This window comes from Butyricicoccus sp. AF18-9LB, assembly GCF_027684505.1.
Taxonomy (GTDB): domain Bacteria; phylum Bacillota; class Clostridia; order Oscillospirales; family Butyricicoccaceae; genus Agathobaculum; species Agathobaculum butyriciproducens.
In genome coordinates, this window is the sequence record NZ_JAQCWA010000008.1 from 42,986 (window position 1) to 65,619 (window position 22,634).

The window sequence follows — 22,634 nt, forward strand, 5'->3', positions numbered from 1 at the left end:
CATATGGTAATGCAGGAGCAGCGGTGAAACCAAAGGAGGCAGCATCAATGGAACTGAATCAAACAAGCATCTGCTACTATGAAAAGAAATTAGCGCATATCTCTGTGGCGACAGAGAGTGCGGATTCGATTGTGCCGGACACATTTCCGGATATCGGACGAATCGTGTGCGCGTATGGTACGGCGACCATCAAGGACCAGACTCCGCAGAATGGCCGCCTGTTGGTATCCGGCACCGTGCAGACGACTGTACTGTACGAACCGGAAAACGGCGGTAAACTGCGTCGGCTCTCCGTGCCGGTCACGTTTGCGCATATTGAGGAATGCGAGGGTGTCTCGGCAGAATCTGTCTGCAGCACCGTGTGCCGCATTGCTGCGGTAGAGGCCGAAGCTATGAACAGCCGCAAGGTATGCGTCAGCGTTCAGCTTTGCTTTTTAACCGAAGGCTACTGCAAAGCAGAGTGCGACGTGACAGAATCGGTCGAACTGGACGGCATAGAATGCCTGAGCCATTTGCAGAGCATAACGCTGCTGGAGCAGGTGCGCAGTTATCCGGTGACAATACTGGACGACATACAGCTTGCGGATGCAGCGGAGCTGTCCCTTCTGCACACCGACTGCACGATGCAGGTATCCGAGTGCCGCGCCATGCATGGCAGAATCATCGTGAAAGGTGAAGCGATACTGCACTGTCTTGCCATGCAGGAGGATGATGCTGTGCGCGTACTGAACAACAGCACGCCGTTCACGCAGATTCTCGAGTTGCCGGAAGCAGAAGAAGGCGCCCTGACCGCAGTTCATATGACCGTATCCGAGGCAGACTGCCGATTGGAATCCGATGGCATGTTGTCCTGCACCATCAGCGCACAAGCAATAGTACTGCTGCGGCAGGAGCGTAAGCTGCGCTGCATCGAGGATATGTATCTGCCCGGCAAGGTACTTGCTGCGCAGGCAGAACATCCTGTATTGCAGAATATGCCGTCCGCGCAGCCGTTTACCGCCGAAGGCAGTGAGACTTTGCAGACTGCACAGCATGTTTCTCATGTGATTTCCGCGCAGGCGGTCTGCTGCGGCGCAAAGCGCGTATCGGAGAGCGAGCTGCAGGTCAAAGCCGGTGTTCGTGTGCTGTATTTGAGTGATGAACAGCAGCTTTGCGCAGTGCAGCGTATTGTACCGCTGACCATGCCGTATAGTGAAGTCGGAGAGCCGGAAGATCTTACACTTTCAGCACGCGCCACAGCGGCGGGTGAGCGCGGATTGCTTTTGACTGTCAACGCAAACGGCACTGCTGCAACACAGGAGCGCGTGACGTTCTGCTATATCTCTGCGCTGGAGATCAAGCCAAAGGAGAGCAGACATAACGGCGTAACGCTGGTGCTCAGGCAAATCACCGGCGAAGAACGGCTATGGGACATTGCCAAAAACTGCGATACGACCGAGCAGGCGATCCGCTGCGCGAACGACTTGCCGGCAGAGGCAGAGTATGTGCAGAATGCCATGCTGCTGATTCCGATTCAGGACTGAAAGGCGGGAAGAGAATGGAAAACCAGATTTACGATCAAATCAGCAGCCGTACCGGCGGTGATATTTATATTGGTGTTGTCGGTCCGGTTCGTACGGGCAAATCCACATTTATCAAGCGGTTCATGGAGACTATGGTGCTGCCCGATATGGAGAATCCCTACAAGCGGGAGCGCGCACGGGATGAATTGCCGCAGTCCGGCACCGGACGGACAATTATGACTGCCGAACCCAAATTTGTGCCGGAAGAAGCGGCGGAGATCGCTCTGCCGGAAGGCGGCGCATGCCGGGTACGGCTGGTGGACTGCGTAGGCTATCTGGTAGAGGGCGCACTCGGCGGCATGGAGGGAGATACACCGCGCATGGTATCTACACCGTGGCAGGAGGAACCCATGACACTGGCCGAAGCGGCAGAGATTGGCACACACAAGGTTATCGGTGAACACTCTACCATCGGACTGGTGGTGACGACCGATGGCAGCTTTACCGATCTGCCGCGTGAAGCCTATATACCGGCAGAAAAACGCGTAATCGAGGAACTGCAGTCACTCGGCAAGCCGTTTCTCGTGCTGGTAAACTCGTCAGAGCCGAACGGCGAAGCAGCACAGTGTGTATGCGCCGAGCTGCAGTCGCAGTACGGGATTGCACCGATTACGGTGAACTGTCTTGAACTGGATGAGAGCGGCATTGCAGATATTCTGCAGCAGGTGCTGTATGAATTTCCGGTCTGCGAGATTGGTTTTGTCCTTCCACGTTATATCGGTACTCTGCCGCTGTATCATCCGGTGCAGAACAGCATTTACCAGTGCATCCGCACAGCCACCGAGGGCGGAGAAAAAATGCGCGATGTACAGAAGCTATGCCGTACCCTCGAAGAGAACGAATACGTCGAGCGGGCGAGTGTGGACAATATGGCGCTCGGCAGCGGCTCGGCGGTCGTGCATGTGGACGTACCGGAAACCGTATTCTATGGCATTGTCGGCGAGCAGACCGGCATTCAGGTGCGGGATGACGCAGATTTGATTCATGTGCTTGAGGATTTCGCTGCAGTGAAACAGCAGTACGAACGGCTGCATGGTGCGCTCGATCAGGTATATCAGACCGGTTACGGCATTGTGATGCCGTCGGTGGAGGAGTTGTCGCTCGAGGAACCGGAAATCGTTCGGCAGGGAGGGCGGTATGGCGTGCGTCTGCGGGCTTCTGCACCATCCATCCATATGATGCGGGCCAACATCAAAGCCGAGGTCAATCCGATCGTCGGCACGGAAAAGCAGTCGGAAGAACTGGTACACTATCTGCTCAGCGAGTTTGAGGAACAGCCGGAGAAGATTTGGGAGACCAATATTTTCGGAAAGTCGCTCAATGAACTCGTGCGTGAGGAATTGTCGCACAAATTGAGCCGTATGCCGGATGATGCTCGCGGTAAAATCCGTGAAACACTGGAAAAGATCATCAACGAAAGCGCAGGAGGACTCATCTGCATCATCCTGTGAAATCAGGCGTGCCTGCCAAAAACAGGCACGCTTTTTTAACAGAATTGTAAAGACTGTCCGCTTGTAAAGGTCGATTTGCTGTGCTAAAATGTATAGTGTATAGAAATGCGCATTTGAAGGAGACTTTTACTTGACCAAACAAGTGTTTATCATAAACGGCAGCGGCGGTGTCGGCAAGGATACCGTATGCAGTGCTGCCGCGCAAAGCTGGAAGGTGCAGAACATTTCGTCCATCACACCCATTTTGCAGGTGGCCAAAGCCGCCGGATGGGACGGCACCAAAACACCGGCGGCACGCCGTTTTCTTTCGCAGCTGAAGGCAGACTGCACAGAATTCAACGACCTTCCGTTCCGCTACTGCACAGAACAGCTGCAGATATTTGCTGAAAATGATGCAGAACTGCTGTTCGTCCATATCCGAGAGCCGGAGGAGATCGAGCGCTTCCGTCAGGCGGCAGGCGTAAACTGCAAGACCATTCTCGTGCGTCGACCGACACTTGAGCAGGCACGCGGACAGCTTGGCAACCGCTCGGATGACGGCGTTGCAGCGTACGCCTATGATGCGGAATTCCTCAACGACGGTTCGCTGGAAGAACTGCCCGCAAAAGTACATGACTTTTTACAGGCTCTGATCGAGAGATAACTTTCAAGATCGGGCACGGCTCTGTTTTACAGGAACAGCGCATAGAAAGGAACATCAAAATATGAGCCAGAACAAGAAGAAGTTCTTCGGCAAACACAAGCATGAACAGGAGCTTGAGCAGACACAGACGCTTCCGTCGATGTCAGAAAACACTGCTGACAAGATCGTTCAGACGGAGGACAATACTGCACTGGAAGAAGCATCCGAAAAAGCTGATGCTGACGAAAAAAACGAGAAGGCAGAGCAGCTAGCTGAATCCTTTCGCAAAAGATTTAATCGAAGCAAGTGCGTCCGCGTTATCATTGCAGCAGGATTGATTATTCTGCTGGTCGGCGGTTCGGTATTTGCTGTTATTCAGTCGCGCAATACCGGCATGGAGGACACAGTTCCGACGACTGCGGTCGTTACCTATGGCGATATTGGCACTTATATCGAGGGCAGCGGCGAAACAGCTGCACGCAACACGGAAGAACTTGGCCTGGGACTTGAGGGCAAAATCTCTCAGGTGCTGGTTTCCGAGGGAGATGAGGTGCATGCCGGTGATCCGCTGGTCGTTGTCGATCCGACCGGAATCCGCGAACAGCTGACAGCGGCACAGGCCGAATTCACGGCCGCGCAGAGTGAGTTGACCAACGCACAGGCAGCGATCACGCAGGCACAGAGCCGCATTGCCTCGGCACAGAGCCAGTACACCCACAGCAGCGCTACGGCACCGTTCAGCGGCAAGTTTATCGCATCAAGCACATTTGCGGTAGGGCAGAAGGTAAGTGCAGGACAGACCATCGGCCGTATGGTCAACGACAGCCAGATGCAGCTTGCTGTACAGTTTAGTTCGGAATATGCCAAAGATATCAAGGCCGGTCAGACGGCTACGATCTCTACCTCTGCCGGACAGGTTTCCGCTGTGGTTTCGTCGATTGATTCCACTTCCGGCAAAGGTACGTTCCTTGTCGTATTAACCGTGCAGAATCCCTCCGGTTCACTGGCGCAGGGAACGAGTGCTACCGCAACGATCAACAGCGACAGCGCCGGCACGATTTTCTCTTCCGGTTCGGGCACGTTGGACTACAGCAAGGAGCAGATTATCACGGCACCGATCAGCGGTGAAATCACGGCCTATAACGGCTCGAACCGCACATACAGCAGCAGTGCAGCCATTATGTCAATTTCCAATGTTGCAGCGCCGGATACTTCGGACGCGCGAAACAGTCTCACGGCTGCACAGAGCACGGCTGCAGCCGCACAGGCCAAGGTGAGCGAAATTCAGACGCGCATTCTCAAGCTGCAGCAGGAGATTCTGGATGCTACGATGACGGCTTCAATTGACGGCGTTGTCACCTCACTGAACGCAGAAGAAGGGGAGGAGACCGATGGTACCGAGCCTCTGGTTGTTGTTTCCGACCTGAACGATACCGTTGTTACGGCCGAGCTGACGACAGATGAAGTGCAGTCTGTCGAGCCTGGTCAGACGGTGACAATGAACATGTACACAATGGATGGTTCCGAGCTGCCGCTCACCGGTGTGGTTGACTCGGTTTCGCCGGAGCCGAGTCAGAACACGGGCAGTCAGGGCAGTCTGACGACTTTTAAGGCAATTATCACGGTTGATTCTATCGAAGGTCAGGCGATTTCCAGCGGCATGATGGTCGATTACAAAATTGCAGTTGCCGAATCGGACAGCTGCCTGATGGTACCGACTTCCGCTATCGTTCACACGGCGGATGGCAGTACGGGTGTATTCACCAAAACGCTCATCGACAAGGACGGCAACGAAATTCCGTTCGATGATACACTGCCGATTCCGGACGGCATGGAAGCACCCGAAGGTTATCAGCTGGTAGCGGTGGAAACCGGCGTTTCAGATGCGAACAATACCGAAATTTTCTGGGGCATCGATGAAGGTGCAACAGTTTATCTGAATGCCACACCAAATACATCAGACGCGGTAACTGATGAGGAAAATACAGCATATAACAGCTGATAAGCAGTATAAAGCACGGCTTTTGTTTTAGAACAGAAATCGTGCTTTTCTTTATCTCTTGCAAACTGGCATTACAAAATAATTGCAATCTGAGTATTTTAACATATTCAGATTAGGCGTATAATGCGTTCATACACCAAACAACAAAGGAGTCTGAACGACATGAGCGTACAATATAAGCTGAACAAGGAGCTGGCCCAGATGCTGAAGGGCGGCGTCATTATGGACGTAACCACACCGGAGCAGGCGAAGATTGCCGAAGCAGCGGGCGCATGTGCAGTTATGGCGCTGGAGCGCATTCCGGCTGACATCCGTGCAGCAGGCGGCGTTTCCCGCATGAGCGACCCGAAGATGATTCGCGGTATTCAGGAAGCGGTTTCCATTCCAGTTATGGCAAAGTGCCGTATCGGTCACTTTGTTGAGGCACAGGTGTTGGAGGCAATCGAGATCGACTATATCGACGAGAGTGAAGTGCTGTCTCCGGCGGACGATGTATACCACATTGATAAGACACAGTTCAAGGTTCCGTTTGTATGCGGTGCGCGTGATCTGGGTGAAGCTCTGCGCCGCATCGCTGAAGGCGCTGCAATGATCCGTACCAAGGGTGAGCCGGGCACCGGTGATGTTGTACAAGCGGTTCGTCACATGCGCGCTATGAACGCAGAGATTCGCCGTGTGCAGAATCTGCGTGAGGATGAGTTGTTTGAGGCCGCAAAGCAACTGCAGGTTCCGGTTGAACTGCTCAGAAGTGTGCATGAAAATGGCCGACTGCCGGTCGTAAACTTTGCGGCGGGTGGTGTTGCAACTCCGGCGGACGCAGCACTGATGATGCAGCTCGGCGCAGAAGGCGTATTCGTTGGTTCGGGCATCTTCAAGTCTGGCGATCCGGCAAAGCGTGCTGCAGCAATCGTAAAGGCGGTTACTAACTACACCGATGCAAAGCTGATCGCAGAACTGTCTACCGATCTGGGTGAAGCAATGGTTGGCATTAACGAGAGCGAAATCGCATTGCTGATGGCAGAGCGAGGCAAGTAAAATGGCAGTTGGAATTCTGGCGCTGCAGGGCGCCTTTGCAGAGCATGCCGCAGTGCTGGATAAACTCGGTGTATCGCACTTCGAAATTCGTCAGAAGCGCGATTTGGATCAGCCGATGAATGGTTTGATTATTCCGGGTGGGGAAAGCACAGTAATGAATAAACTCTTGCGCGAGCTGGATTTGTATGATACGCTGCGTGAACAGATTCAAAACAGACTTCCTGTATTCGGAACCTGTGCCGGTCTGATTCTGTTGGCTAAGCAGATTGATGGCGGCATACCATGCTTCAGTGTGATGGATATTCGTGTAAAACGTAATGCCTATGGCAGACAGCTTGGCAGTTTTTTCACGGATGATCGGTTTGGCGGTAGCGAGAGAATACCGATGACATTCATTCGCGCACCATATATTGAGAGCGTAGGAAATAATGTCGAGGTGCTATCCATTGTTGACAGTAATATTGTTGCCGCGCAGCAGGATAATATGCTCGTGACCGCATTTCATCCGGAATTAGATAAGGATTTGACGGTGCATCAGCATTTCATTCGGATGGTTGAGCAGTTTCGGTTGAAGAATGCAGGATAACTAAAATAAGCGGCTCTGTATGAGCCGCTTACAGTCTGTCGAAAAACCCAGTTGCCCATTAAGCGGCAACTAGGTTTCTATCACATATACAACAGAAAATAGACAGGTCCTTAGGACTCCATTGCTACTGCAATGTGTGACGGAAATGTGTGACGGAGCCGGATCCGATGCTGAGTATGCTGGAATGGCTGTGCACAGAGCTCATGGAGGTCGAGGTGGACCAGCAGCTAGGAGCAGAGAAAAGTCAGCGCATTGTCAGCATGGTGGTACTTATCGTGTGCGGTGTGGATGAAAACGGTCATAGGGATATCATTGCCGTTGAATCTATGGCCGAAGAATCCGGGAGCTCCTATGAAGTGCTGTTTCAGAATCTGGAGGACCGTAGTCTGTCCACGCCCAGGCTTATCATTTCAGATGCACACGCCGAACTGGTTTCGGCAATTCGTGAATCCTTTCCCGACGCCTCATGGCAGCGCTGCAAGGTGCATTTCATGCGGAATATTCTGGTCTATGTGCCGCAGAAAGAGAAGAAATCCTAATCGTATTCGTGAAGCAAGGCGACGTTCCGGTGTTTCAACGCTTAAAATTGCTTCGGCGCTCGGTATCTGCCGTGATACGGTCTATCGCTGGGAACGTGGCGAAACATTATTTTCGTCCAGCGTCCTGTTGAATTTGGGGTACATTTTTGGTATAACTTGTGATTGGCTAGTATGTCGTAGCGATGACCCGTATAAAACAGTTGACGAGGTAGACATTCGTAGTGTAAAATCTAATTTAGACATAGGAATCTAATTATACAAAATAAAGATTTTGTATAATTAGCAAACCATCTATCTAATAACAATTAGTAATTAACTGTTTTCATCCTATTTTCTCCAGATACTCTATCATATCAGCCACAGCACGATCATTATTAGAACTTACCATCACATTTACATTTCGCAGCACTTCCGGCTCTGCATTGGCTGGTGCAAACGAAATCTGAGCTTCGTGCAGCATGGATTCATCATTGTAGCTGTCGCCAATAGCAAACACACGTTCAACATCCGGTAAGTATTCAACAATACTTCGTAGAGCCGAACCCTTATTCACACCAGCGGCTGTGATTTCACAGAATGTCGGCATGCTGGATGTCACATCAAATACATGCGGATACCGAATCAGTAAATCCTGCGTCAGTGCGGTGATCGGTGCTGGTTCACCGGTAAAATTGACCGTACACCAATCCGCAGTTGCGCTTTTTGCAAACTGCTCATTAGAAAGCATCTGATAATCTAAATGCAGCTTGCGCATGTGCTGCAGCGTGTGATCGCTCATTTGACGAATCAGCGCTGTTTCGGCGGTAAAAATCTCGCATCCAAATTGTGAATTATTTAACAATACATACTCAATCATTTCCTTCGTCTCGTACGGCATACCGGAGCAATGCAAAATCTGGCGATTTTCATCGCAAATCAATGAACCATTCATCACACTGTATGGCGCATTGACCGGCAACTGAGCTATATATGTGCCAATAGCATGAGGAGAACGGCCGGTCGCAAGCGACAGCCGTCCTCCCTTTTTCGTAAAATATTGTAATGCGCGCAGATTTTCTTCCGGAATTTGCTTTGAATCATCGAGCAGCGTACCATCCATATCGCAGGCCAACAGCATACCCTTAAACTTTTTCATTGCATACGCTCCAATTTATCAAGAACTTCAGTAAAATATTGTGGCAGCGATGCCAAAAAATCCATCCGCTCCCCTGTTCTCGGGTGCGTGAGCGTCAGCTTCGCTGCATGCAGACATTGACCGCCGATATTGGAAAACCGGTCTTTTTTCAGTCCGTACACCGGATCACCGATAATCGGATGACCAATAGACGCCATATGTACACGAATCTGGTGCGTACGTCCAGTCTCGAGCTGAAACGCCATATGTGTGTAGCCGTTATACCGTTTGATGACAGTATAATGCGTGATTGCCTCCCGTCCGCCTTCCACGATTGCCATTTTTTTTCGATCAGTCTTGTGACGGGCAATCGGCTTATCCACCGTTCCTGTATCATCCTTAACAGAACCAACCACAATCGCTTCATAGCCGCGATATGCCGTATGCGCCGCAATCTGAGCCGCCAGACTCTGATGTGCGGCGTCATTTTTCGCCACAACGAGCAGACCACTGGTATCCTTATCTATACGATGCACAATGCCCGGTCGATGTTCACCGTTAATACCAGACAGGCTGTCACCACAGTGGTACATCAATGCATTAACCAACGTACCATCCCAGTTGCCAGCCGCAGGATGCACAACCATGCCGCGCGGCTTGTTGACCACCACAATATCCGCATCCTCATAAACGATATCCAGCGGAATATTCTCCGGCTTGAGATCAACTTCCTTTAACTCCGGAAGTTGAACCGTAACCGCCTCGCCGCCGACCAGCTTGTAATTTTTCTTGAGCGGCTGACCGTTACAGCTTACCGCCTGCTCCGACAGAAGATTCTGCGCCGCAGAGCGAGTCAGTCCTTCAATCTGCTCTGCCAGCCAGCTGTCGATACGCTTGCCGGATTGCTCTGCCGAAACTGTAAATTGTAATTCACTCATGGTTACTTCTCCGCTTCGCTTGTCTCCTTGTGCTGAAACATAAAATATAGCACAAACAGTACGCCACCTACACAAATGAAGATATCTGCCACATTAAATACCGGGAAATGAATCAGACGGAAGTCAAACATATCGACAACAAAACCGCGTGCTACACGATCAATGGCGTTGCCGAGTGCACCTGCCGCTACCAGAATCAGCGACCAGCAGCCAAGCTGAGTCTGCAGCATATTCCTGTAAATCGCTGTGAAAATGGCAACTGTAATCACAATGGCCAATACAACAAAAATCCAACGTGAATCAAACTGCGCGAACAGGCTGAATGCTGCACCGCGGTTCTCAATATAGGTCAAGTGAAACACACCATTGATCAACGGAATGGTCTGCTGTGCCTGCAGGGATGTAAACGCCCAGTATTTCACTGCCTGATCTGCCGCGATCATCAGCAAGATTGCACAAATATAAATCGGCATTTTCTACCTCCAAAACAAAAAGGAGGAACAGAATTGCTCTGCTCCCCCTTGGATTCTTCTTTTAGCCTACAACCTTGGCACAGCGAGCACACAGACCCGGATGCTTTGCATCAGAACCAACGGTCTTAGCCTGCTTCCAGCAGCGCAGGCACTTCTCACCTGCTGCGCGGGCAACAGCAATCTTCAGACCCGGCAGATTCTCGCTTACAGCGCCCTCGCCGTCACCGGCAACGACATCAAGTTCGGAAACGATGCACAGATCAGCCAGATCCTGACCACAGCCGTTCAGGAATGCAGCCTGCTCAGCGTCAGCGTAAACAGTAACGCATGCTTCCAACGGCTTGCCGATGGTCTTAGCAGTACGCGCACCCTCGAGCGCCTTGTTTACGTCATCGCGGAATGCGGTCAGCTTGTCCCACTTAGCACGATCCTCATCGCTGAAGGACAAAGCCTCGTCAGCCTGCGGCATCTCGTTATATGCTACGTTGCGAGCATCATCCTCAGCAGCGTGCGGCATAGCCTGCCAGATTTCGTCTGCGGTAAAGCACAGAATCGGAGACAGCATGCGAACCAGCGCACTCAGGATACGATAGATCGTAGTCTGTGCAGAGCGGCGGCTCAGACCATCGGTCTCATCGCAGTACAGACGATCCTTGATCACATCGAGGTAGAAGTTGGACATATCAACAACACAGAAATTATGAATTGCATGGAATACGGTGTGGAATTCGTAGCTATCATATCCCTCACGAACCTTTGCAGCAAGGTCGTTCAGCTTCATCAGTGCCCACTTATCCAGCTCCGGCATATCTGCGTATGCAACAGCGTTGGTCTTAGGATCAAAGTCAAACAGGTTGCCCAGAATGTAGCGAGCCGTGTTACGGATCTTAAGGTAGTTCTGCGACAGATGCTTGAGCATGTCCTTGGAAATACGCATATCCTGACGGTAGTCAGAAGAAGCAACCCACAGACGCATTACGTCTGCGCCATACTGCTTGAGGATATCCTCCGGAGCAATACCATTGCCCAGAGACTTGGACATCTTCTGGCGCTCCTCATCAACAATCATACCGTGGGTGATAACCGTCTTGTACGGAGCCTTGCCCTGTGTAGCGATAGAGGTCAGCATCGAGGACTGGAACCAGCCGCGATACTGGTCGTTGCCTTCCAGATATACGTCAACCGGGGTCTTCTGGCCTTCGCGGTTCTCGATAACAGCGCGCCAAGAGGAACCGGAATCGAACCATACATCCATGGTATCGGTTTCCTTGTCAAATTCGCTGCAGCCGCACTCACATTTGGTGCCTGCCGGCAGAATCTCAGCAGCCGTCATGTCGAACCATGCGTTGGAGCCCTTTTCACGGAACAGATCAGCAACGGTCTTAATCGTCTGCTCATTTACCAGCGGCTTGCCACACTTCTTGCAGGTGAAGATCGGAATCGGAACACCCCAAACACGCTGACGGGAAATACACCAGTCAGAACGCTCACGGATCATGGAGGTCATGCGCTCCTGACCCCAGCCGGGAATCCACTTGATGTCCTCACAAGCCTTGACTGCGTCATCCTTGAGCGCATCAACAGAGCAGAACCACTGCTCAGTAGTGCGGAAGATGATCGGATTTTTGCAGCGCCAGCAATGCGGATAGCTGTGCACGATGTCCTCTGTTGCGAGAAGTGCACCGCAGTCATCCAGATCCTTGAGGATAACCTCGTTGGAATCATCCACGAACATACCCTCGTACTTGCCGGATTCAGCGGTATGGCGTCCCTTGCCGTCAACCGGAACGATGATCGGGATGTTGTACCTCTGGCAAACGATAAAGTCATCAGCACCGAAGCCCGGAGCGGTATGAACACAGCCGGTACCGGCATCGAGCGTTACATGGTCACCGGTGATAACCAGAGAATCACGGTCGAACAGCGGGTGCTTGGTCTTGATCAGCTCCAGATCAGAGCCAAGAACGGTTGCGAGAACTTCCCAGCTGTCAATACCGGCAGTCTTCATAACAGAAGCAACCAGTTCCTTAGCCAGAACATAAACCTCGCCGTTCGGGACCTTAACGAAATCATACTCGAAGTTTGGGTTCAGAGAAATTGCAAGGTTGCCCGGAATGGTCCAGGTAGTGGTGGTCCAAATTACGAAATATACGTTCTCTTTGGTACCAAGCAGTTTGGTGATAACACCCTTGTCATCGGTTACAGCGAACTTTACAAAGATAGACTTACACGGAACATCCTTGTACTCAATCTCTGCCTCAGCCAGTGCGGTCTCGTCGTGCGGGCACCAGTAAACCGGCTTCTGACCCTTGTAGATGTAACCCTTCTTAGCCATCTCGCCGAAAATCTCAATCTGAGCAGCCTCGTAATCATGGGTCAGGGTCAGGTACGGACGATCCCAGTCGCCGATAATGCCCAGACGCTTAAACTGGGTACGCTGGGTATTGACATGATTGTGTGCGAACTCTTCACACTTGGAGCGGAACTCCGCAGTGGAAACCTTGCTGCGATCCATGCCGTAAGCCTTGATTGCCTGACGCTCAATCGGAAGACCATGGGTATCCCAGCCCGGAATGTACGGAGCCTGATAACCCATCATATTGCGCGAACGCAGAATAAAATCCTTGAGGATCTTATTCAGTGCATGACCCATATGCAGATTGCCGTTTGCATACGGAGGGCCGTCGTGCAGAACGAAAAGCGGCTTGCCTTCGTTCTTCTTCATCAGTTCATGGTAGAGGTCGTTCTTCTCCCAGTTTTCCAGAAAACCCGGCTCGCGCTTCGGCAGACCGGCACGCATCGGGAATTCGGTTTTGGGCAAATTGATCGTATTGTTGTAATCCTGCTGCATTGTGCAGTGTTCAGTCCTTTCGCTTATTTACTTAACATCCTTCGGGTCGTATTCAGTGCCAAACTGCAGTTCGCCGAAGTCAAATTTACGCGTTGCATCTTCAACTGGTGCATCGCCCTTCCCAGTCGCATTTGTGTTCTTTGCATCTTCAGTCTGCTGTACCGGAGCGAGGTTTTCGCCCTTCGCCAACTCTGCCAGTGCTCTTGCCTGCGACTGATACAGCTTTGCTACATGAGCGATGAACTCAGCAGTGTTCTTGCGGGCAGTCTCCAGTTTCTGTTCCTCGGTGTTGATTTCCGCCTGGGTGTCTTTCACCTTGTTTGCGGTTTCATCCTTCGCAGAAGCAATGATCTCCTCTGCTTCCTTCTTTGCCTTGTCGATTGTCTCCTGTGCAATCGACTGAGCGGTCAGTAGGGTACGGTGCATTCCTTCTTCAACACCGCGGTATTCTTCAATTTTATCGACCAGCACCTTCATTTTTGCCTTCATAGCAGCGTTTTCCTTCTGCATCGCTGCAAATTCCTCTGCAACACGCTCGAGAAAAGTATCGACAGACTTCATGTCATATCCGCCGAAAACTGCTTTTTCAAAGCCGATTTCTTGTATTTCCTGCACCGTCATATGTTTTTCCTCCGTCTTTATATCATTTGCCGTACTGACACGGAAAAATGGTCGGGCTGCGCCCGACCAAAATCAGCGCCGTTTGTCCGGCAGGCTTAAAGCATATATACCATTTGTTCTAAAACAATCAGAACAAAAAATGCCAGCATAAACGCAAAATCAAACGGACAATTCCGCAGTGCACTCACGCGGCTCAGCAGACTGCGAAAAGGTTGAATGAGCGGCTCGGTAACAAGACACAGAAACTCGTAGATTTTCGAGTCGCTGCCCTGTACGAACCAACTCATGATTGCCCGTGCAAAAAACATAAACTGCAGAATGCGCAATAAGCTGCCTACGAAATATATTACCAAGCTGTTCACGATAGTACTCACGATCTGCGCTTAGAAATACATACCGCTGTTTTCCAGTTCATCGATCAGATCGCCCATAATATCAACATTGTAGGGTGTGATAATATAGGTGCTGTTTGCAACCTTCTTGATCTTGCCTTCGTTTGCATATGCAACACCGCTGAGAAAGTCCACCAGGCGACGGGCAATATCCTTGTTGGTCTGCTCCAGATTGAGGACAACCGTACGCTTGTCCTTGAGATGATCTGCAATCTCTGCAGCCGCCTCAAAGCGATCCGGCTTGACCAGAACCACAGCCAGCTGTGTAGTAGTATTGATGTTTACAACCTTATCGCTGCGATCGTGACGGCGCACCTGAGGCGCGTCCTGTGCATCACTGTCGTACGAACGGTCATAGGATCTTCTATTGTAAGATGATGGCTCGCTATCCATCGCAGGTTCTTCGTTTCTCTGACGGGGCATCTCGTCTTCGTAGTCGTCCTCCAACTCACTGCCCTTTACCCAATCAATAAAGCCTTTGATCGAACCCATGCCAAGTTCCTCCTTATGTTTTAAGGCGAAACGATCTGATACGGCCGTTTGCCAAAGATCGCCGTGCCCACGCGAACCATGTTCGCTCCGCACGCAATCGCCGTTTCAAAATCATTCGTCATTCCCATAGACAAATAATCCATATCTACATTATCGTATTTTTTCGTCAAAATGTCAATAAATACTTGACGCATTTCGGTAAAGTAGTTTGAATTTTTTGTTTTTTCATCTGCAACGGGAGGAATTGCCATCAATCCGCGGATATGAAGTGACTTTTTTGCGCTCAATTTCACGATCGCATCGTGCAGTTCTTCGGGCGGAAGACCGCTTTTCGCGGCTTCTCTGCCGATATTTACCTCCAGAAGAATATCCTGACAAACACCGCGCTTCTCGGCTTCCTTGGCGATAGCCTCGCCGAGATGAACCGAGCCGACTGACTGAATCAGCGAAACCTTGCCGATCAGGTACTTGACCTTGTTGGTCTGAAGCGTGCCGATAAACTGAAGGTCTGCGCCATCGTAGGCGTCCTGTTCATACTTTTCCTGCAGCTCCTGCACACGGTTTTCGCCGCACACGCGGATGCCTGCTTCGATGGCTGCCTGCACGCGCTCGGCGTTATTCATTTTGGTCGCAGCCACCAGCGTAATTTCACTGGGATCGCGCCCTGCCTGCACGGCGGCATTGTTGACGCGCTCGATCACAGATTTTACGCGTTCCTGCAGTTCTTTCTTTTCTTGCTCCGTCATGTTTTCACCACCATATTATTTTGCAGATTTTTACCTTGAACGATAACCTGGTCTCGCTCGACCAGCATATCGGAGTCGGTCGCACTCTGTTTGACGACATAATAATCGTCCGCCTCAAACAGCTCGTTAATCATTTTGAATTTCTGTATCGAGCCGCTCAGGATGAACACGCCGGGGATTTGCGTGGTCTTTCCGTCGCTGTCTGTTTGTTCCTGCACGCGGACGGCACTCTTCGGCACCTTGAGTCCGGTGTAGGTCGCAATGATAATTTCGATTGGCTGTTCGCGCATGGAAACCATTTCACTGCTGAATTCTGTGCCTTCCATCACCAGCAGAGCTGTATCGCTGTCACCTTGATGGTTGATGGAATGTACGGTTACTTTGGATTCCATCGAAGCCTGTGTAAAGTTTACCGTCAACTCCTGACCGACCTGCAGACGCTCAGCCTGCTCGGCCGGAATCTTAGCTGCAAGATACCAGTTGAATCCCTTGACAATCTTGCCGAGCGAATTGCTGTTCTCAGCAGACGGCTGCTGCGCAACGGTCTTGTCAAACTGCTCCACGGTCATCTCATCCAGTGAGGATGGTGTGAGAATACTCTCGTATCCATCCACTACCTCGGAGAAATATCCGGACGAAGATGCAGTAAGTTCCGTGGTCCGGCCGGTAAGCTGATGCTCAAGCGAGGACTGCTCAGAAACCAAAGCGTCACGTTCGGCAGATACCTCGTTGGTATCCACATTGCCTGCCTCTCGGCGCAGCGACAGCGTGCGCAGCGAACTTGCGGCGGATGCGACCGAAGAACCGCTGCCTTCCTTCACCTGCTCGGCCAGCTGCTCGATCGTCAGCGTGATGACCTGATCCAGCTTTGCGATGTTTGAGCTGTCCGATGCGGACTGCAGCGCCGTATCCAGAAGAGAAATACGTTCCTCCAGCGGATCGAGCTGTCGGCTCAGGTCCATAGATTCCTGATCGGAATAGATGATCGCCAGCGGTGCGTCCTGCTGTACGCGTTCACCGCTGTACACGATGTGCTTGACCGAGCTTCCCGTGGCATTGTCGATCGGTTCTTCATCGCGGAAGAACCAGCCATCGCTCGTAAAGCTGTCATTAACTGTGACATGCAGAGCCGGTGTGGTCTCCGGTGCAGCCGAAAAAGCGTTAGAAAGACGGCCGCCCAGATAAATCACCATCAGCACCGCCGCAATGATAAATACAACGCGGTTTCCGCCGTCATTCCGCCGTTTTCGCGGCTTGGATTTTGTGCTTTTTGTCTGTTGTCCCATGTAAAGACCTCGTATATGTTCACTGTTCCGCACGCTCCCCTCTCGGTGCATGGAGATCGACTCTATGCTGTGGGATCAGAGTAGAGATTGCGTGCTTATAGATCATTTGCTGTTTTCCGTCGCTCTCCAAAATCACAACGAAGCTGTCGAATCCGCGGACAATACCGCGCATCTGAAACCCGTTCGTTAAAAATACGGTGATGTTCTGCGCCTGCTGACGCAGTGCACTGAGCATTCTGTCCTGTAAGTTGATTTCGTTTCGCACAATGATTCCTCCAGTTGAAATTACAATTTATGGTATCATTGTACACCGTGGTTTTGAAGATATTTTGTCGTTTCCTGTAAGACGAAAGGAAGTTCTTCTCCACTATTATAATATATCCAGTGGATGCTGTCATCCCTTTTCAGCCAGGTAAGCTGACGTTTTGCATAATTTCTGCTGCGCCGTTTGAGCAATTCGGTACATTCTTCCAATGTTTGCTCGCCGCTCAGATAGCCGAGCAGCTCTTTGTAGCCGATAGCCTGCGCAGCAGTGCCGGTCAGCAGACCGCGCTCCACCAGCCGTTTCGTCTCCTCCAGCAGACCGTTTTCCATCATAAGATCCACTCTGCGGTTGATGCGGTCATACAGAATTTCACGGTCAGACGGGCAAACACCGATCTTGAGCGCATCATACTTTGGCTCCGGGCGCTTGTTCCTGCGATTAAATTCGTCGATCGTCATACCGGTCTGCTCATACACCTCAAGAGCACGAATGACGCGCTTGAGATTGTTCGGGTGCAGACGTTCCGCTCCGGTCGGATCCACCTTAGCCAGACAGTCATGTACCGCCTGATTGCCCTGCTCGGCGGCCATGCGCTGATATTTCTCACGCACGGTCAGGTCGGTCTCGTCGCCGGAGAATACGCTGCACTCGATGAATGCGTCCATGTACAATCCTGTGCCGCCGACAACGATCGGTGTCATCCCGCGCGACAGAATATTCTGCGCAGCAGCGTCTGCCAGTTCGACATACCGCGCCACTGAGAACGTTTCGCCGGGCTCGCATACATCGAACAGATGGTGCGGTACGTCCTGTCGTTCCCTCATATCCGGCTTGGCGGTGCCGATATCCATTTCACGATAAAGCTGCATGGAATCCGCAGAAATGATCTCGGTATGCAGTTGTTGCGCCAATGCGACCGATAAGGCGGTTTTGCCGCTGGCAGTCGGTCCGCAGATGCAGATCAAACGGTTTTCCATGCTGTTTCCTCACTTTTTATTGATTTACACGCTTGAACATCTTGTCAAGCTCATATTTGGTCAGACGAACGGTCGTCGGCCTGCCATGCGGGCAGGAACGCACGTTGTCATCGCTCAGCACCCGCTCGCACAGGTCCTGCAGCTCGGTCATCGTGGTCGGTTTGCCTGCCTTGATAGCCGCCTTGCATGCTACCGTATGAATTAAATCGTCCAGACGATCCGGCACGGTGGTACGGCTGTTCATCGCCTTTTCGGCCAATTCACTGATGACGCTCTGCACATCGCCGCTATCCAGATAAGCGGGCACGCTGCGTACGGCAAAGCTGTTCTCGCCAAAGCTGTCGATGGCAAAGCCTGCCTGACGGATGTCCTCGATCTGCGACTGCACAGCGGCGGCTTCCTCGCCGGTCAGCTCTACAATTACAGGCGTGAGAAGCTGCTGCTGCGGCATATCGGTCTCCGCACGCAGCTTGTTAAACAGAATACGTTCATGCGCGGCATGCTTGTCGATGAGAATCAAGCCGTCCTTGTCCTCAGCAATAATGTACGTCTGGAAGCATTCGCCGATTACACGCACACCGGCATCCAGCGGCTGCAGGATCTGCGGCTTATCCTTGACCTCCGGTGCGCTGACAGGCGGCACAACAACCATCGGTTCATCTTCCGGCTCCGGTTCCGGCGTATGCACGGCAGGTGTTGGTTCTGCGACCGACGACTTAACCGGCTGTGCCATTCGCGGACGAATCGGTTCCTGCGGTTCCTCCTGCAGGATGCGCGGCGCGGACAGATAACTCGATGCACTGCGCGGACGCTCTGCCTTTGGCGGAATGGACACGAGGAAATCCTCTAAATCCGGTGCTTCCTCGTCGTTCTTTACCGGTGCAATCGGTGTTGGCTTGACACTCGGCGTGACAAACGGCTTAGGGTCTACCGGCTTTGGAATCGCAAACCGCTGCTGCTCATGCGTCAGATTATCTTCACGCGGCTTGGCAGGCGCTTCCTTCTCCTTGTGCTCCAGATGCGGCATATTGTCGTTTGCGGCAAGTGCATTCTTGCAGGCAATATACACGACCTCGAAAATCGGCTTTTCCTGCGAAAATTTGACCTCGGTTTTTGCAGGATGCACGTTGACGTCAACCGCCGACAGCGGCAAATCCAGGAAAAGCGCACCAGACGGATATTTGCCGGTGATGATCGCATTGCGATAGGCCTCTTCCATTGCAGCCTGCATAAGACGGCTCTTGACATAGCGGCCATTGACGAAAAAGTGCTGCATGGAACGGTTGGCACGTCCGGCGTGCGGCTTGACAATGTAGCCGTGCACGGTCATACCGTTGCGCTCGGTCATCGGCACTTCAATCATATTGGCAGTCATTTCCTTGCCGAATACGCCGAACACCGGCGCAATTAGCTTGCCCTTGCCGTCCGACGAGAATACCTGCTTGCCGTCGCGAATAAGCGTAAACGCAATTTCTGGATGTGAGAGTGCCGCATGCTGTACTACGCCGAGAATGTAACCCGCCTCGGTGAAGTCCTTTTTGAGAAACTTCATGCGAGCCGGTGTGTTGAAGAACAGGTCGCGCACAACGATTGTTGTGCCTTCCGGACAGCCGGCTTCCTCCTGTGTCTGAATCTCACCGGCTTCCAGATGCAGGTGCAGACCCGCAATCGAACCTGCCTGACGCGTAAACAGATCAATGCGCGTAACCGACGAAATCGCAGCCAATGCTTCACCGCGGAAACCCAATGTGCCGATGGCGTTCAAATCTTCCTCGGTGCGCAGCTTGCTGGTCGCGTGGCGGCGGAAAGCCACGGGCGCGTCTTCTGCCGACATGCCGCAGCCGTTATCCGCAATACGCAGATAGGTAATGCCGCCGTTTTCAATCTCCACTGTAATGCGGGTAGAACCTGCGTCGATCGCATTCTCGACCAGCTCCTTCGCCACAGAGGATGGCCGTTCAACAACCTCTCCTGCCGCGATCAGATCCGCAAGATGCGGAGATAATTCATGAATCACTGCCATTTTTCTTTGTTTTCCTTTCCGGAACAAATCATGCTTGGTCTTTCCTGCCCTGATAAATGATTAAACCAGCTTTTTCAGCTCATACAGTGCGTTGAGCGCTTCGATCGGCGTCATGGTGTCCACCTGCAGTGCACGCAGACGTTCGGCTACGGCATCGCCGGAGAGCGAATCCATCGTAATCTGCGGAACGTCTTCCGGTTCCTCGGCTACGGCATGCAGCTCGATTTTCGGCATGGTGGATTCCAGATCAGCCAGCACAGCCTTTGCCCGCTTGATGACCGGATTCGGCACACCGGCCAGCTTTGCAACCTCAATGCCATAGCTGTCATCCGCGCCGCCGCGCACGATTTTGCGCAGGAACGTAATGTCATCACCGCGCTTTTTGACTGCGATATTGTAATTCTTGACGCCCTTAACCAGATCTTCAAGCACCGTCAGCTCGTGATAATGCGTTGCAAACAGCGCGCGTGCGCCGATGCGCTTCTTGTCCGCTACATACTCTACGACTGCGCGGGCAATGCTCATGCCGTCATAGGTAGAGGTTCCGCGGCCAATCTCATCCAAAATGATCAGGCTGGACTTGGTAGCGTGCCGCAGAATGTCCGCGACCTCGCTCATCTCCACCATGAAGGTGGATTGACCGCTTGCCAGATCATCCGACGCGCCGACACGTGTAAACACGCGGTCTGCCACGCCGATATGCGCGGACGAGGCCGGCACATACGAGCCAATCTGTGCCATGATGGTAATCAGTGCCACCTGCCGCATATAGGTGGATTTGCCTGCCATATTCGGGCCGGTGATGATAGCAACGCGGTTTTCCTTGCTGTCGAGCAGGGTGTCGTTCGGAATGAACAGACTGTCGGACAGCATTTTCTCAACAACCGGGTGACGGCCGTCCTTGATGTCAATGCGGTCGGAAAAATCAACCACCGGACAAACATAGTTGTTATCACAAGCCACATCAGCCAGAGCACACAGAACGTCAAGCGCTGCGATAGCCTGCGCGGTCTTCTGCACGCGGTGTACCTCAGCGGCAATCTGGTCGCGTACAGAAACGAACACCTCATATTCGAGTGCGGTCAGCCGCTCCTGTGCACCGAGCACGGTGCTCTCGAGCTGTTTCAGCTCCTCGGTGATATAGCGCTCGCTGTTCGCAAGCGTCTGCTTACGAATATAGTTCTCCGGAACCGCCTCCGCATTGGAGCGGCTGACCTCAATATAATAGCCGAACACACGGTTGTAGCCGATTTTCAGCTTGCTGATGCCGGTACGCTCGCGTTCCGCCTGCTCGATTTCGGCAATTTTGCCCTTGCCGCCGGACGCAAGGTCGCGCAGACGGTCAATCTCCTCGTTGAAGCCCTTGCGGATCATGCCGCCTTCCCGAAGAAGAATCGGCGGCTCGTCTACAATGGCCTGCTCGACCAGCGCGCGGATGTCTTCGAGCAGATCAATCTTACCGGTCAGCTCGCGCAGCATAGACTGGCCGAACAGAGCAGCCTGCGTTTTGATCTCCGGCAGACAAGAAATTGCCGCCGACAGCGCACGCAGATCACGGCAGTTTGCAGTGCCGTAGGCTACACGCCCGATCAGGCGCTCCATATCGAACACCCGCTTGAGTGCGTCCGTCAATGCCGTGCGGGCAATTACATCGTCACACAATGCACCTACCGCCTGCTGACGGCGTGCAATATGCAGCGGATTATACAACGGTTTTTCAATCCACTGACGAATCAGGCGCGAGCCCATTGCCGTGCGCGTGTGGTCAAGCACCCACAGCAGCGTGCCCTTCTTTTCCTTGGTCCGCATGGTCTCGCACAGCTCGAGATTGCGGCGTGCGATCAGGTCAAGCTCCATGTACTGACCCTGATGGTACACCTGCAGCTGATTCAGACTGGAAAGGCTGGCCTTCTGCGTCTGTTCAAGGTAATCCAACAGACCGCCGAGGCACCGCACAGTGCACGGCAGGTCGGTCAGACCGACAGCGTCAAAGTCCTGCACCTTGAAGTGCTCCTGAATGCGTTCCGCACTGCGCTGTGCCTCAAAGCACTCCTCCGGCATCGGCTCGATAAGCGCCTCCAGACGTTCCTTCAGAAAGGACTGAAGGCTGTCTGCCGAAATGGCTCCGCCGCCGACCAACACCTCACGCGGCACAAAACGTCCGAACTCACTGGTTATGTCATTCCAGTTATCCGATCCGGTCGCGTACACCGAACCTGTCGTAATATCAGCAAAGCATACGCCGACAGAACCACCGGCTGCGTATACGCAGCCGAGAAAGTTGTTCCGATTTTCATCCAGCATGGAGGCTTCCACGACCGTACCCGGTGTCACGCGTCGGATGATCTCGCGCTTGACCAGACCTTTTGCCTTTTTCGGGTCCTCCATCTGCTCACAGATTGCAATTTTGTAACCCTTCTGCACCAGCTTGGCAATATAGCCTTCCGCACTGTGATACGGTACGCCGCACATCGGTGCACGTTCTCCCTGACCACAGTCGCGGCCGGTCAGCGTCAGCTCCAGCTCGCGGGAGACCAGCTTGGCATCGTCAAAGAACATTTCGTAGAAATCGCCCAGACGGTAAAACAGAATGTAATCTTTATTTTTGTTTTTGATCTCAAAATACTGCTGCATCATGGGCGTCAGTTCAGCCATGTTC

The 22,634-nt window shown here is 52.4% G+C and carries 21 protein-coding genes; 8 read left to right on the top strand and 13 right to left on the bottom strand.

Annotated elements, in window-relative coordinates; genetic code table 11:
* The first annotated feature begins 47 nt into the window (after positions 1–47).
* From PGY33_RS06765 to PGY33_RS14475, 8 genes are all read left to right on the top strand, one after another.
* Complete coding sequence (locus tag PGY33_RS06765; protein WP_270477842.1) at positions 48–1,523, top strand: DUF3794 domain-containing protein; 1,476 nt, start codon at positions 48–50, stop codon at positions 1,521–1,523.
* A gap of 14 nt (positions 1,524–1,537) precedes the next feature.
* Positions 1,538–3,013 (top strand): stage IV sporulation protein A, encoded by a 1,476-nt coding sequence (gene spoIVA / locus PGY33_RS06770; RefSeq protein WP_118480071.1) that lies wholly within the window; start codon positions 1,538–1,540, stop codon positions 3,011–3,013.
* A gap of 130 nt (positions 3,014–3,143) precedes the next feature.
* A complete protein-coding gene (locus PGY33_RS06775) occupies positions 3,144–3,656 on the top strand; it encodes a hypothetical protein (protein ID WP_118359391.1) in 513 nt (170 codons plus the stop codon).
* Between the two features lie 61 nt (positions 3,657–3,717).
* A complete protein-coding gene (locus tag PGY33_RS06780) occupies positions 3,718–5,637 on the top strand; it encodes an HlyD family secretion protein (RefSeq protein ID WP_118480073.1) in 1,920 nt (639 codons plus the stop codon).
* 162 nt (positions 5,638–5,799) lie between these two features.
* The gene (gene pdxS / locus PGY33_RS06785) at positions 5,800–6,672 is read left to right on the top strand and encodes a pyridoxal 5'-phosphate synthase lyase subunit PdxS (protein ID WP_118480075.1); all 873 of its coding nucleotides are present in this window, start codon (positions 5,800–5,802) and stop codon (positions 6,670–6,672) included.
* 1 nt (position 6,673) lies between these two features.
* A complete protein-coding gene (gene pdxT, locus PGY33_RS06790) occupies positions 6,674–7,258 on the top strand; it encodes a pyridoxal 5'-phosphate synthase glutaminase subunit PdxT (RefSeq protein WP_118480077.1) in 585 nt (194 codons plus the stop codon).
* Between the two features lie 167 nt (positions 7,259–7,425).
* Complete coding sequence (locus PGY33_RS06795; protein ID WP_118480079.1) at positions 7,426–7,797, top strand: transposase; 372 nt, start codon at positions 7,426–7,428, stop codon at positions 7,795–7,797.
* The gene (locus PGY33_RS14475) at positions 7,769–8,050 is read left to right on the top strand and encodes a helix-turn-helix domain-containing protein (protein WP_442861225.1); all 282 of its coding nucleotides are present in this window, start codon (positions 7,769–7,771) and stop codon (positions 8,048–8,050) included. Before PGY33_RS06795 ends, PGY33_RS14475 begins: the two co-directional genes overlap by 29 nt.
* 69 nt (positions 8,051–8,119) lie before the next feature.
* Here the strand turns inward: PGY33_RS14475 and PGY33_RS06800 are convergent, their stop codons facing one another.
* The 13 genes from PGY33_RS06800 to mutS all read right to left on the bottom strand — a co-directional run bounded on the left by PGY33_RS06800 (position 8,120) and on the right by mutS (position 22,630).
* Positions 8,120–8,932: an HAD family hydrolase gene (locus PGY33_RS06800; RefSeq protein WP_118480081.1), complete on the bottom strand. Its 813-nt coding sequence runs from the start codon at positions 8,930–8,932 to the stop codon at positions 8,120–8,122.
* Positions 8,929–9,849, bottom strand: a complete 921-nt coding sequence (locus PGY33_RS06805; RefSeq protein WP_118480083.1) for an RluA family pseudouridine synthase — start codon at positions 9,847–9,849, stop codon at positions 8,929–8,931. Before PGY33_RS06805 ends, PGY33_RS06800 begins: the two co-directional genes overlap by 4 nt.
* A gap of 2 nt (positions 9,850–9,851) precedes the next feature.
* On the bottom strand, positions 9,852–10,322 hold the full coding sequence (gene lspA / locus PGY33_RS06810) for a signal peptidase II (protein ID WP_118480085.1): 471 nt from the start codon (positions 10,320–10,322) through the stop codon (positions 9,852–9,854).
* A gap of 61 nt (positions 10,323–10,383) precedes the next feature.
* Complete coding sequence (ileS, locus tag PGY33_RS06815) at positions 10,384–13,173, bottom strand: isoleucine--tRNA ligase (RefSeq protein ID WP_270477846.1); 2,790 nt, start codon at positions 13,171–13,173, stop codon at positions 10,384–10,386.
* A gap of 27 nt (positions 13,174–13,200) precedes the next feature.
* Positions 13,201–13,794 (bottom strand): DivIVA domain-containing protein, encoded by a 594-nt coding sequence (locus tag PGY33_RS06820; protein WP_117488033.1) that lies wholly within the window; start codon positions 13,792–13,794, stop codon positions 13,201–13,203.
* A 95-nt stretch (positions 13,795–13,889) separates the two neighbouring features.
* Positions 13,890–14,168, bottom strand: a complete 279-nt coding sequence (locus PGY33_RS14480; protein WP_147358098.1) for a YggT family protein — start codon at positions 14,166–14,168, stop codon at positions 13,890–13,892.
* A 9-nt stretch (positions 14,169–14,177) separates the two neighbouring features.
* A complete protein-coding gene (locus PGY33_RS06825; RefSeq protein WP_243022707.1) occupies positions 14,178–14,678 on the bottom strand; it encodes a cell division protein SepF in 501 nt (166 codons plus the stop codon).
* A gap of 20 nt (positions 14,679–14,698) precedes the next feature.
* Complete coding sequence (locus PGY33_RS06830) at positions 14,699–15,424, bottom strand: YggS family pyridoxal phosphate-dependent enzyme (RefSeq protein ID WP_118480089.1); 726 nt, start codon at positions 15,422–15,424, stop codon at positions 14,699–14,701.
* Complete coding sequence (locus PGY33_RS06835; protein WP_118480091.1) at positions 15,421–16,710, bottom strand: HlyD family efflux transporter periplasmic adaptor subunit; 1,290 nt, start codon at positions 16,708–16,710, stop codon at positions 15,421–15,423. The genes PGY33_RS06830 and PGY33_RS06835 overlap by 4 nt, the downstream gene beginning before the upstream one ends.
* Before the next feature lie 19 nt (positions 16,711–16,729).
* Positions 16,730–16,978, bottom strand: coding sequence for an RNA chaperone Hfq (gene hfq / locus PGY33_RS06840; RefSeq protein WP_199667438.1), 249 nt, complete (start codon positions 16,976–16,978; stop codon positions 16,730–16,732).
* Between the two features lie 32 nt (positions 16,979–17,010).
* Positions 17,011–17,952 carry a tRNA (adenosine(37)-N6)-dimethylallyltransferase MiaA gene (gene miaA, locus PGY33_RS06845; RefSeq protein WP_118480093.1) on the bottom strand — a complete coding sequence of 314 codons (942 nt, stop codon included), beginning with the start codon at positions 17,950–17,952 and terminating at the stop codon, positions 17,011–17,013.
* 16 nt (positions 17,953–17,968) lie between these two features.
* A complete protein-coding gene (mutL, locus tag PGY33_RS06850; protein WP_118480095.1) occupies positions 17,969–19,975 on the bottom strand; it encodes a DNA mismatch repair endonuclease MutL in 2,007 nt (668 codons plus the stop codon).
* A gap of 60 nt (positions 19,976–20,035) precedes the next feature.
* On the bottom strand, positions 20,036–22,630 hold the full coding sequence (gene mutS / locus PGY33_RS06855; RefSeq protein WP_118480097.1) for a DNA mismatch repair protein MutS: 2,595 nt from the start codon (positions 22,628–22,630) through the stop codon (positions 20,036–20,038).
* Positions 22,631–22,634 lie beyond the last annotated feature (4 nt).